Below are 12412 nucleotides of genomic sequence, written 5' to 3' on the forward strand. Positions count from 1 at the left end.
GCCACACCGTCCGCAATCGGGCACACGTCCAGCCGGCCTATGGCGCGACGCGGGATAGCGGCACGGCTTCGTCGCGCAGCTTCAGCACGTCGCGGCCCGGCGCATCGCCGAACAGGCGTGCGTATTCGCGGCTGAACTGCGACGCACTCACATAGCCGACACTGCGGCACGCCTGCCGCGCATCCATTGCCGACAGGCACATGAGGCGCCGTGCCTCCTGCAGCCGCAATACCTTCTGGCATTGCAACGGGCTCATCGACGTGACCGCACGGAAGTGGTGATGGAAAGTCGACGGGCTCATGTCGACCTGCCGCGCGAGCGATTCGACCGTCATCGGGTCGAGGTAGTGGTCGCGAATCCAGGCGACGGCGCGCGAGATGCGCTGCGTCGCCGAATCTGCCACGCCGACCTGCGCGACGCGCGCGCCCGACGGGCCGCGCAGCAGCCGGATGAGGATCTCGTCGACGATCAGCGGCGCGAGCAGGTCGATGTCGTCCGGTTGCGCGATCAACTGCATCAGGCGCGCGATGGCGTCGACGATTTCCGGCGGCGTATCGTGCGTGTCGAGCGCGCCGTAGTCGACCGCCTTCGGCAGCCCGTGCGGAAACACGCGCGGCGTGAGTGCCGCGATGCGGTCCGGGGCGAGATCGAGTTGCACGTAAAGGAACGGCTCGGCCGGGTTCGCGCGTATCACGCGGCCGGTGACGGGCAGGTCCGCGGTCGCGACCATCATTCGCGATTCGTCGGTCACGTAGGTGTCGTCGCCGACCCGCGTCGATTTCGCGCCTTGCCCGACGATGCTCAGGCACGCGTGGTGCACGCCGTGGTTCCAGTGCGGCGGAGACGCGGAGGCACGGCCGATGCGCATGCCGCGTACCGGGAGTTCGAACGTGCCGTCGTGCGGTGCATAAGCGGCGATCAGCGTAGCGAGCCGGGCCGTGGGCGACGGGGCCGGCAACCGAGCGGCGTGATCGGGCGTGATGCGCTTTAGCTGCGGCGTTCGGGCGTCGATTTCCATAGTGCGTGAGCGGATGGCGGAGTAGTCACTGCAAGGTGCGCGGCTGCGATTCCCTGTTGGTGTCCCGGCAGGGGTGCCGGCACGGCGGTCACATCGTACGGCGAGTCGCGTGCACGTGATTGCCTAAACCTGTGGGAAATTAGCCCGATCATCCGGATCTGCATGGCCGGCGACCACATCGCTGGTTGCTGCGCGGTGTGCAGCGCACAAATTCGGAAATTAAGGCAAAACAATCGCAGGATCGGGCAAGCCATTTTCCGGCCGTTTTCATACCATTGCACCTGCTGAAACAAACGTGATCCAGTGCGCTCGGGCGATGCGGGCATGACCGTCGCATGGCCGGCGGACGCTGCCGGTGTTGTCGTGGCGAATCACTGGAAAAGACTCAGGACTGCTATTCGAATATTCATGCATCGGGCCAGCCGAGGCCGGCTTGCGTCCGTTGCATGCCGGCGCGCGTCTGGCGCGAGCGTGCCGACCGACCCCGCGTAGCCGGCGTCGGTGCCGCCGCATTGGTCGGGCCGTTTCATTTCGGTCGCGACGCGGCCACGAAGCGGCGCGTCAAGGCAGTCAACCGCGCAGGGGAATCCGGACAAATGGACCAACTTCAATCGATTCGGGCATTCGTGACGGTGGCAAGGGAAGGCGGGTTTCGCCGGGCGGCGACGCGGCTGCGCGTGTCGACGGCGATGGCGAGCCGGCTGGTCGATGCGCTCGAGACGCGCCTCGGCGCACGCCTGCTTCAACGCAGCACCTGCCACCAGTCGTTGACGGAAATCGGCGAGCTGTATCTCGCGCGCGTCGAGCAGATTCTCGGTGCGATCGACGAGATCGACGGTCGTTTCGTCGCGATGGGCAGCAAGCCGGAAGGCGTATTGCGCATTGCCGCGCCGGTGGCGTTCGGGCTCAGCCAGTTGAGCGCATTGCTCGATCGCTTCGTGCACCGGTTTCCGGACGTGCGACCGACCGTGACGCTGACCGATGCCCATGTCGACCTGACATCCGAAGACATCGATGTCGCGTTTTTGACCGACGGCATGCCGGTGACGGGCGCGCACGCGCTGCACACGCTGGCCGCGTACGAATCCGTGCGCGTCGCGGCGCCGGGTTATGTCGACGCGCACGGCGGCGCGGCTGCGTCGGGCGACTGGCCGGACATCACGGCCGTGCGGCTCGATCTGCCGGCGGCCGGCGATGACGATGCGGCGGCATTTCGACCCGACGCGGCGCCCGGCGGCAGCCCGGGCGTCGGCCATCTCGAGATGGCACGGCGGCTGGCCGTGGCCGGCATGGGCGCCGCGGTGCTGCCCGCGTATCTCGTCGAAGCCGATCTGGCGGCCGGCACGCTGGTGCGCGTTGCTCCGGTCCGCCCGCTCGCGCCCGTCACGCTGAAGCTCGCGCATGCACGCACTGTGCATCTGCCGGCCGCTGCACGCGCATTCATCGAATTCGCCGGCGCCGCGTTCCGGCCCGCGAGCTAGCAGGCCGGTTGGTCGCCGCAGCAACGCCCGCCCGCCCGTGCTGCGGGCTCACGTTTTTTCCTCGGAAGCAGTTCGACGAACGAACGCTCCGCAGGGCGCAACGCACGCCCGAAATACGCGACCGCATCCGCAGCAAACGGGAAGCGACAGCATTCCGGCCGCGCGTGCAGGTCACGAGGAGATCTGGTGATTCCCATTGAAGGTCGTCTATTTGTGAGAGGTCGCTCCATGCGCGTCGAACGGGTTCCATACCGCTTAATCACTGCTGCAACGGCTGCCGTTTTCCTGGCCGCGTGCGGGAAAAAAGAATCGGCACCGCCGCCGCAAACGCCGGAAGTCGGCGTCGTCACCGTCCAGCCGCAGGCTGTGCCGGCGGTGACCGAACTGCCGGGCCGCACCAGCGCGTTCCTCGTCGCGCAGGTGCGCGCGCGGGTCGACGGCATCGTGCTGCGCCGCGAATTCACCGAAGGCACCGACGTGAAGGCCGGTCAGCGCCTCTACAAGATCGACCCGGCACCGTACATCGCCGCGCTGAACAGCGCGAAGGCGACGCTCGCGAAGGCGCAGGCGAACCTCGTCACGCAGAACGCACTGGTCGCGCGCTACAAGGTGCTGGTGGCCGCGAACGCGGTCAGCAAGCAGGATTACGACAACGCAGTGGCCACGCAAGGCCAGGCCGCGGCGGACGTCGCGGCCGGCAAGGCGGCGGTCGATACCGCGCAGATCAACCTCGGCTACACCGACGTCGTGTCGCCGATCACCGGCCGCGTCGGCATCTCGCAAGTGACGCCGGGCGCCTACGTGCAGGCGAGCCAGGCGACGTTGCTGTCGACGGTGCAGCAGCTCGATCCGGTGTACGTCGACCTCACGCAGTCGAGCCTCGACGGGCTGAAGCTGCGCCAGGACGTGCAGAGCGGCAAGCTGAAAACGAGCGGCCCGGGTGCCGCGAAGGTGTCGCTGATCCTGGAAGACGGCAAGACCTATTCGGAAGCCGGCAAGCTGCAGTTCTCGGACGTGACGGTCGACCAGGCCACCGGCTCGGTAACGATTCGCGCGATCTTCCCGAACCCGGGCCGCGTGCTGCTGCCGGGCATGTTCGTGCGTGCGCGGATCGAGGAAGGCGTGAACGAGAACGCATTCCTGGTGCCGCAGATCGGCGTGACGCATGACCAGAAGGGCCAGGCGATCGCACTGGTCGTGAACGCGGCCAACAAGGTCGAGACGCGCCCGTTGACGACGGCCGGCACGTACGGCCCGAACTGGATCGTCGAAGGCGGCCTGCAAGCGGGCGACCACGTGATCGTGCAGGGCGTCGACAAGGTACGCCCGGGTGCGACCGTGAAGACCGTCGCGGCGCAGCCCGCACTTGCGCCGGACGCTGCGTCCGGCACACCGGCAAGCGCCGCGAATGCATCCGGCGCCGCACCGGCGAGCACCGTCGCCAATGCTGCCGCGCATTCGACCGCTGCGTCGTCCGCGCAATAACAAGGAGTCCGTTTCATGGCCAAGTTCTTTATCGATCGCCCGATCTTTGCGTGGGTGATCGCGATCGTGCTGATGCTGGCCGGCGTCGCATCGATCTTCAAGATGCCGATCGCGCAGTATCCGACGATCGCACCGCCGACGATCCAGATCCAGGCGAACTATCCGGGCGCTTCCGCGAAGACGGTGGAAGACACGGTGACGCAGGTGATCGAGCAGCAGATGAGCGGTCTCGACAACTTCCTGTACATGTCGTCGACCAGCGATGACTCGGGTAACGCGACGATCACGCTGACCTTCTCGCCGGGCACGAATCCGGACGTCGCGCAGGTGCAGGTGCAGAACAAGCTGTCGCTCGCGACGCCGAACCTGCCGCAGGTCGTGCAGCAGCTCGGCATGCAGGTCACGAAGTCGAGCAGCAACTGGCTGATGTGGTTCGCGTTCAACTCCGAGGACGGCAGCATGTCGAAGGAGGACCTGACGAACTACGTGGCGTCGCACGTGCTCGATCCGCTCAGCCGAGTGAACGGCGTCGGCCAGACGCTGCTGCTCGGTTCGCAGTTTTCGATGCGCATCTGGCTCGACCCGGTCAAGCTGACCAACTACAGCCTCACGCCGACCGACGTGACTGCCGCGATCACGCAGCAGAACGTGCAGATCGCGGGCGGCCAGATCGGCGGCACGCCGGCGAAGCCTGGCACGATGCTGCAGGCGACGATCACCGAGTCGACGCTGCTGCGCACGCCCGAGCAGTTCGGCAACATCCTGCTGAAGGTCAACCAGGACGGCTCGCAGGTGCGCCTGAAGGATGTCGGCCGTGCGGCGCTCGGCTCCGAGAACTACACGTTCGACACGAAGTACATGGGGCAGCCGACGGCCGGCCTCGGCATCCAGCTCGCGACCGGCGCGAACGCGCTCGCCACTGCGACGGCGTTGCGGGCCAAGATCGACGAACTGTCGAAGTACTTCCCGCACGGTCTCGTCGTCCACTATCCGTACGACACGACGCCGTTCGTGCGCCTGTCGATCGAGGAAGTGGTCAAGACGCTGCTCGAAGGCATCGTGCTCGTGTTCCTCGTGATGTATCTGTTCCTGCAGAACCTGCGGGCGACGATCATCCCGACGATCGCGGTGCCGGTGGTGCTGCTCGGCACGTTCGCGATCATGGGCCTCGCAGGCTTCTCGATCAACACGCTGTCGATGTTCGGCCTCGTGCTCGCCATCGGCCTGCTTGTCGACGACGCGATCGTGGTCGTGGAGAACGTCGAGCGGGTGATGGCGGAAGAGGGCCTGTCACCGAAGGAGGCGACCCGCAAGGCGATGGGCCAGATCACCGGCGCACTCGTCGGCGTGGCGCTCGTGCTGTCGGCAGTGTTCGTGCCGGTGGCATTCTCGGGTGGCTCGGTCGGCGCGATCTATCGTCAGTTCTCGCTGACGATCGTGTCGGCGATGGTGCTGTCGGTGCTCGTCGCGTTGATTCTGACGCCGGCATTGTGCGCGACGATCCTCAAGCCGATCCCGCAAGGCCATCATGAAGAGAAGAAGGGCTTCTTCGGCTGGTTCAACCGGACCTTCGACCGCAGTCGCGATCGCTATACGGGCGGCGTGAACCACGTGATCCGGCGCTCGGGCCGCTGGCTCGTGATCTACCTGGCCGTGTTCATCGCGGTCGGCGTGATGTTCGTGCGCCTGCCGAAGTCGTTCCTGCCGGATGAAGACCAGGGCTACATGTTCATGATCGTGCAGACGCCGTCGGGCTCCACGCAGGAAACGACCGGCAAGACGCTCGACAACATCAACACGTACCTGACCACCACCGAGAAGGATGTGGTCGACTCGGTGTTCACGGTCAACGGCTTCAGCTTCGCCGGCCGCGGCCAGAACGCCGGTCTCGTGTTCGTGAAGCTGAAACCGTACGAGCATCGCCAGCGTTCGGACCAGAAGGTGCAGGCGCTGATCGGCCGGACTTTCGCGCACTACGCGCAGTACAAGGACGCGATGGTGATCCCGTTCAACCCGCCGTCGATTCCCGAACTCGGCACCGCTGCCGGCTTCGACTTCGAGCTGACGGACAACGCCGGCCTCGGCCACGAAGCGCTGATGGCCGCGCGCGGGCAGTTGCTCGGGATGGCCGCGAAGGATCCCGCGCTGGCACTCGTGCGCCCGAACGGCCTGAACGATACGCCGCAGTACAAGGTCGACATCGACCGCGAGAAGGCGAACGCGCTCGGCGTGACCGCTGCCGCGATCGACCAGACGTTCTCGATCGCGTGGGCGTCGCAGTACGTGAACAACTTCCTGGATACCGATGGCCGGATCAAGAAGGTGTACGTGCAGTCGGACGCGCCGTTCCGGATGACGCCGGAAGACTTGAACATCTGGTACGTGCGCAACAGCACGGGCGGCATGGTGCCGTTCAGCGCATTCGCGACCGGCCACTGGAGCTACGGTTCGCCGAAGCTCGAACGATACAACGGCGTGTCGTCGATCGAGATCCAGGGGCAGGCCGCGGAAGGCAAGTCGACCGGGCAGGCGATGGCGGCGATGGAGGCGCTCGCGAGCAAGTTGCCGGAGGGTATTGGCTACTCGTGGACGGGGCTGTCGTTCCAGGAAATCCAGTCCGGCTCGCAGGCGCCGATCCTGTACGCGATCTCGATTCTCGTCGTGTTCCTGTGTCTCGCGGCGCTGTATGAAAGCTGGTCGATCCCGTTCTCGGTGATCATGGTCGTGCCGCTCGGCGTGGTCGGCGCGCTGCTCGCAACGATGCTGCGCGGCCTCGAGAACGACGTGTTCTTCCAGGTCGGCCTGCTGACTACCGTGGGCTTGTCCGCGAAGAACGCGATCCTGATCGTCGAGTTCGCGCGCGAGTTGCAGGCGAGCGGGAACATGGGGCCGGTGCGTGCGGCGATCGAGGCGGCGCGCCTGCGGCTGCGTCCGATCCTGATGACGTCGCTCGCGTTCATGCTGGGCGTGCTGCCGCTTGCGATCAGCAACGGCGCGGGCTCGGCGAGCCAGCACGCGATCGGTACGGGCGTGATCGGCGGGATGATCACGGCAACGTTCCTCGCGATCTTCATGATCCCGATGTTCTTCGTGCGGGTTCGCGCGATCTTCAGCGGCGAGACGGAAAACGTCGACGACGCATGGCGTCTCGTGCAGGGCGACCTGCAGCGCGGTCACGACGACGCACACGATTCGAAGGGGCAGTAACGATGCAAAAACACGCTTTGACTGCAACCGCGGCTGCCCTGGCTGTCGCGTTGTTCGCCGCGGGGTGCACGATGGCGCCGCATTACAAGCGGCCCGATGCGCCCGTCGCGCAGGCGTACCCGGCCGGCGGCGTCTACGCGACGCAGCCGGGTGCGGCCGGCGCGCGCAGCGCGAACGGGCAAGCTGCGACCGCCATCGGCTGGCGCGAATTCTTCGTCGACCCGCGCCTGCAGCGGCTGATCGAGATCGCGCTGAACAACAACCGCGACCTGCGCGTATCGGTGCTGAACATCGAGGCCGCGCGTGCGCAGTACCAGATCACGCGCGCGGGGTTGTTCCCGACGCTCGATGCGACGGGTGCCGGTAACCGTCAGCGCCTGCCGAATGCGCTGGCGGTGGCGCCGGGCCGGAACATCACGACGACCTACAACGTCGGCCTGTCGGCGTCGTGGGAACTCGACCTGTTCGGCCGCGTGCAGAGCCTGAAGGACCAGGCGCTCGCGCAGTACCTGTCGACCGCGTATGCGCGGCAGGCGTCGGAGATCTCGCTGGTGTCGCAGGTGGCGGATCAGTACCTGACGCTGCTGTCGACCGACGATCTGTTGAAGGTCACGGAGAACACGCTGAAGACCGCGCAGGCGTCGTACGACCTGACCAAGCTGCAATTCGACAACGGCACGGGCTCCGAGCTCGAGCTGCGTCAGGCGCAGACGGTGGTCGAGACGGCGCTCGCGAACCAGCAGGCGCAGGCGCGTGCACGCGCGCAGGCGTTGAATGCGCTGGTGCTGCTGATCGGCGAGCCGCTGCCGGACGACCTGCCGGCGGGCAGGCCGCTCGACGCGCAGAACCTGCTGACGGATGTGCCCGCTGGCCTGCCGTCGGATCTGCTGACGCGTCGCCCCGACGTGATGCAGGCCGAGCAGACGCTGCTGGCCGCGAACGCGAACATCGGTGCGGCCCGCGCGGCGTTCTTCCCGAAGATCTCGCTGACGGGTGCGTTCGGCACCGGCAGCCCGACGCTGGGTGGCCTGTTCAAGGCCGGCACGGCCGCATGGTCGTTCGCGCCGCAGATCACGATGCCGATCTTCGAAGGCGGTCAGAACATCGCGAACCTGAACCTCGCGCACGTGCAGAAGCGCATCGAGATCGCGAACTACGAGAAGGCGATCCAGTCGGCATTCCGCGAAGTGTCGGATGGCCTCGCCGCACGCGGCACGTACGACCAGCAGATCGCCGCGCTCGAGCGCAACGAGCATGCGCAGCAGCGACGCTTCGATCTGTCGGACCTGCGTTACAAGAACGGCGTCGACAGCTACCTGTCGGTGCTGACCGCACAGACGGACCTGTACTCGGCGCAGCAATCGCTGATCAGCGCACGTCTGGCACGCTGGACCAATCTGGTCGACTTGTACCGTGCGCTGGGTGGGGGCTGGCTTCAGCGGGCCGGCGAAACGCCGCGTGCGCCGGATACGCCGGTCGACTACGACAAGGCGGCCGCTCCGGCGCACGCGGCGGCAACGGCAATGGACGGGTAAGCCAGACGAAGCGCGGAAGCGGGTGACCGCTTCCGTTGGGCGAAGCAGCTACCCGATACCAGTCGTATGCGAAAACGAAAACGCCACGGACTTTCGTCCGTGGCGTTTTTCCTTGTGCGGCTGTCCGACGCATGCGCGGCGGCAGTGTGCGTCGAACGTGGTGTGACGTTACCCCTGCTTCGCCCAAAGCGTGCGGCCGAAGAACGTCAGCGTGCGATCCCACGCCATTTGCGACCATACCGGATCGAACTGTGTGCCGGCGATGCGGCCGGGGCCGACGGCCGTCTCGTTCGCGAACGCGTGATGCGCAAGATAGCGATGGAATTCGACATTGACCTTTGCATCGGTCAGCTTCTTCTCGAGCGCATCGACCTGGTCGATCGCGAAGAACGCGTCCTGCGTGCTCCAGTGGCCCATCAGCGGCACCTTGATCTTCGCCGGATCGAGGTAGTCGAGCGGCGGGAGGCCGTACCACGTGACGCCCGCATCCGCATCGGCGAACTGCAGCGACAGCAGCGTGAGTGCGCCGCCCATGCAGTAACCCGTCACCGCGACACGCGAGGCGAGCGTTTTCAGATGCGTCACGGCGCCCGGAATGTCCTGTGAAGCTGCGTCGCCGAAATCGAGCCCGGTCATCAGGTGGTGTGCTTCCTCTTCCTCGACCGTCGATTTGCCGCGATACAGGTCGGGCACGAGCGCGAAGTAGCCACAGCGCGCAAGGCGATCCGCGACGCCGCGGATCTGGTCGTTCAGCCCCCACCATTCCTGGATGACGACGACCGCGGGCGCACCTTCGGTCTTGGCCGGCGTGGCAAGATAGCCCTGCAGTTCCTGGCCGTCCGGGCGTCGAAACGTGATCATGGAACCGGATGTTTGAGACATGAAACCGCTCCTTTTCGAAAAATGCGATGAGTGCGGCATCGGGGCCGGCCTGCGGGCGCGGCGACGATCGGGCAAGCCGGGCGTCGTGGTTCCGCTCGCGTTCGTTTCGGCCGGCACCGACCACGCGGCCATTCTATGCGCAAACACAGGCTGCCGGCGTGACGCGCGCCGTGCGACTCGCGATCTGCGAGATCGCTTCGATCGAGGTGCGCGATCCGCTCCGGAGACGGTCGTCCGGAAAGCAAACACCCCGCCCCGATGAACGGGAGCGGGGTGTCTCGTTTGCCGCGTGCGTATCGGAATACGCGTGGGGCGTGCTCTGCTTACTGGCCGAAATATACGGAGTCGCGGCCGTCCTGCTTGACCGCGATCGCACGGCCGGCGCGCACGCCGGCGGCGGCTTGCGCGCCGTAGCCGGTTTCATCGGCGTTCGTCACGCGGGCCTGGGCGGTCTGCAACGCACGCGGGTAATACTGGTCGGAGACTTCGGGCTTGTAGCCGGCCTGTTCGAGCTGGACGAGTTCCGCGCGCACCTGGGCACGCGTCAGCTGGCCCGACGGGTTCGACTGTGCGAATGCACCGTACGACGCGGACAGGGCGGTTGCGGCGACGACAGCGTAGATGAACGACTTCATGATGACCTCCGGTTTCATTGATTTCGCGCCTCGCTTGTTGCGTTCAGCGGTTGATTGCATCGTAGCGATCGCGTTACCGGTCGGAAATACGCGTTCCAGCGAATAATTATTGCAACTGGGTAAACGATCCGGGTTGGCGGGTATTTCGTCTGATGATTATGCGGCCGTCCGGCGCTCGATATGGACTGCGGACGGAGCTATGTGCGGGGCGATGTCGTCGATCGGTCGGCGCCACAAAACGATCAGTTAAATCGGATTGCGAAGTATCTGCGCGGGGCGGTTGATATCGTTCGTTCGGTATCACGCGAACTGCCGCGTCACTCGACCAGGACCGCCTGCCGTTTCCGGTATTCGGCAGGCGTGATTCCGACGTGTCGGGTGAACGACCGCCTGAGCGTATCGACATTTGCGAAGCCGCATTTCGCGGCGACCTGTTTCGGCGTGTCGTGGCCGTTCTCGAGCAAGTGGCGGGCGGCCGAAATGCGGGTCGCCTCGACCCATGCGGCCGGCGTCATGCCGACTTCCGCGCGGAACAGCCGTGCGAAGTGGCGCGGGCTCATGCCCGCATGCTTCGCCATCTCCGCCACCGAATGCTCGAGTTCCGGATTCGCCGCGATCCAGCGCTGAACCTCCTGCAGTACCGAACGTCCGGCGGGGCGCGCCTCGCCCTTGCGGCTGAACTGGAGTTGTCCGCCCGGGCGCTTGAAGAACATGACCAGTTGCGCGGCGACGCGCCGCGCGATCTCGCGGCCGAGATCTTCCTCGACCAGCGCGAGTGCGAGATCGAGCCCGGCCGTGACGCCGGCGCCGGTGCGCAGCTTGCCGTCGCGCACGTACAGCGCGTCCGCGTCGACGGCGAGCGATGGATAGGCTTCGGCAAGCGCGTCGGCCGCGGCCCAGTGCGTGGTCAGGTGACGCCCTTTCAGCAGGCCGGTGGCCGCGAGGATGAACGCGCCGGTGCAGATCGAGCCGTAGCGCTTGCTCTGCACGGCAGTCGCTCGCAGCCACGAGAGGACGTCGGTGCGCAGCGAGATCCGGCCGGCGCTCGGCGCGCCGGCGACCAGCAGCGTGTCGATGCGCTCCGGAATGTCGGGAACGATCCAGTCAGGCAGCAATTGCGCACCGGATGAACTGCGGATCGGGCCCGACTCGCTCGCAATGATCCGCAACGTATAGAACGGCTTCCCGCATTCGACGTTCGCTTGCGCGAAGACGTCGAGCGGTGCGGAGACATCGAGCAGTTGAACGCCCGGAACGGCGAAAATTCCCACGATCTTCGGCATGATCGATTGTGTGTTGTGTCGAACGCGACGGATAGCAGTATAGAGGCGTGAGCGGTGCGCGAGGCGGGTGGTGGAGCCTGTTTGCCGCGTTCTTTTTGCCGCGCGGGCGCCGTGTCCGTCCGTCGCGCAAAATGGCAGAATTTGACGTAATACGTCTATTGAAGACATCTATCGGGTTCCGGAGAATCGAGGGTGTTTTCAATGGAGGTCGATCATGACTGAGAACGTTGCAGGCATCACCATTCCCGATAGCCAATTGACGCGCGAGATCACCGAGCTCGTTCGCGATACCGCGTCTCCGTTGCTGTTTCATCATTCCAGCCGAGTCTTCTATTTCGCGGCGCTCGCGGGCCAGCGGCGCGGGCTGAAATACGATCCCGAGCTGCTCTACTGCGGCTGCATGTTCCATGACATGGGGCTCACGCACAAACACAGCAGCGCATGCGAGCGGTTCGAGGTCGACGGTGCCAATGCCGCCCGCGATTTCCTGAAGGGCAAGGGCATCTCGCAGCAGGATATCGACGTCGTCTGGACTTCGATCGCGCTGCATACCACGCCGGGCATTCCGCAGCACATGCACCCGGTGATCGCGCTCGTTACCGCGGGCGTCGAAATGGACGTGCTGGGCCTGACGTATCCGGAATACAGCGACGTGGAGCGCGAGGCCGTCGTTCGTGCGCATCCGCGTACGCCGCACTTCAAGGAAGACATCATTCAGGCGTTCTACGACGGGATCAAGCACAAGCCTGACACGACGTTCGGCAACGTGAAGGCCGACGTGCTCGCAGACAAGGATCCGCATTTCCACGCGGGCAATTTCTGCAGCGTGATCCGGTCGTCCGCGTGGGCCGGCTGATTGCTCGCGGTATGGCGCACGATCCCGGGT

The 12412-nt window shown here is 65.7% G+C and carries 9 protein-coding genes; 5 read left to right on the forward strand and 4 right to left on the reverse strand.

From position 1 onward, the window contains the following. Positions 1 to 37 precede the first annotated feature (37 nt). Positions 38 to 1018, reverse strand: coding sequence for an AraC family transcriptional regulator (locus tag FFS49_RS28625; protein WP_105816412.1), 981 nt, complete (start codon positions 1016 to 1018; stop codon positions 38 to 40). 596 nt (positions 1019 to 1614) lie between these two features. On the opposite strand from FFS49_RS28625, the gene FFS49_RS28630 reads away from it, so the two are divergent. The 4 genes from FFS49_RS28630 to FFS49_RS28645 all read left to right on the forward strand — a co-directional run bounded on the left by FFS49_RS28630 (position 1615) and on the right by FFS49_RS28645 (position 8726). Further along, positions 1615 to 2499: a LysR family transcriptional regulator gene (locus FFS49_RS28630; RefSeq protein WP_105816415.1), complete on the forward strand. Its 885-nt coding sequence runs from the start codon at positions 1615 to 1617 to the stop codon at positions 2497 to 2499. A 228-nt stretch (positions 2500 to 2727) separates the two neighbouring features. Further along, positions 2728 to 3984, forward strand: coding sequence for an efflux RND transporter periplasmic adaptor subunit (locus tag FFS49_RS28635; protein ID WP_137910209.1), 1257 nt, complete (start codon positions 2728 to 2730; stop codon positions 3982 to 3984). Between the two features lie 15 nt (positions 3985 to 3999). Next, complete coding sequence (locus tag FFS49_RS28640; RefSeq protein WP_039360662.1) at positions 4000 to 7191, forward strand: efflux RND transporter permease subunit; 3192 nt, start codon at positions 4000 to 4002, stop codon at positions 7189 to 7191. A 2-nt stretch (positions 7192 to 7193) separates the two neighbouring features. Next, positions 7194 to 8726 carry an efflux transporter outer membrane subunit gene (locus tag FFS49_RS28645; protein WP_137951030.1) on the forward strand — a complete coding sequence of 511 codons (1533 nt, stop codon included), beginning with the start codon at positions 7194 to 7196 and terminating at the stop codon, positions 8724 to 8726. A gap of 168 nt (positions 8727 to 8894) precedes the next feature. On the opposite strand, the gene FFS49_RS28650 is transcribed toward FFS49_RS28645, so the two are convergent. The 3 genes from FFS49_RS28650 to FFS49_RS28660 all read right to left on the reverse strand — a co-directional run bounded on the left by FFS49_RS28650 (position 8895) and on the right by FFS49_RS28660 (position 11526). Continuing rightward, on the reverse strand, positions 8895 to 9608 hold the full coding sequence (locus FFS49_RS28650; protein ID WP_039362848.1) for a dienelactone hydrolase family protein: 714 nt from the start codon (positions 9606 to 9608) through the stop codon (positions 8895 to 8897). A gap of 323 nt (positions 9609 to 9931) precedes the next feature. After that, on the reverse strand, positions 9932 to 10243 hold the full coding sequence (locus FFS49_RS28655) for a DUF4148 domain-containing protein (RefSeq protein WP_011349305.1): 312 nt from the start codon (positions 10241 to 10243) through the stop codon (positions 9932 to 9934). Positions 10244 to 10560: 317 nt separating this feature from the next. After that, on the reverse strand, positions 10561 to 11526 hold the full coding sequence (locus FFS49_RS28660) for a GlxA family transcriptional regulator (protein ID WP_105815926.1): 966 nt from the start codon (positions 11524 to 11526) through the stop codon (positions 10561 to 10563). Positions 11527 to 11740: 214 nt separating this feature from the next. Between FFS49_RS28660 and FFS49_RS28665 the strand changes: the two genes are divergently transcribed. After that, the gene (locus FFS49_RS28665) at positions 11741 to 12382 is read left to right on the forward strand and encodes an HD domain-containing protein (RefSeq protein WP_011349307.1); all 642 of its coding nucleotides are present in this window, start codon (positions 11741 to 11743) and stop codon (positions 12380 to 12382) included. Positions 12383 to 12412: the final 30 nt, after the last annotated feature.

This window comes from Burkholderia sp. 4NA327C6, from assembly GCF_005502655.1.
Taxonomy (GTDB): Bacteria; Pseudomonadota; Gammaproteobacteria; order Burkholderiales; family Burkholderiaceae; genus Burkholderia; species Burkholderia contaminans.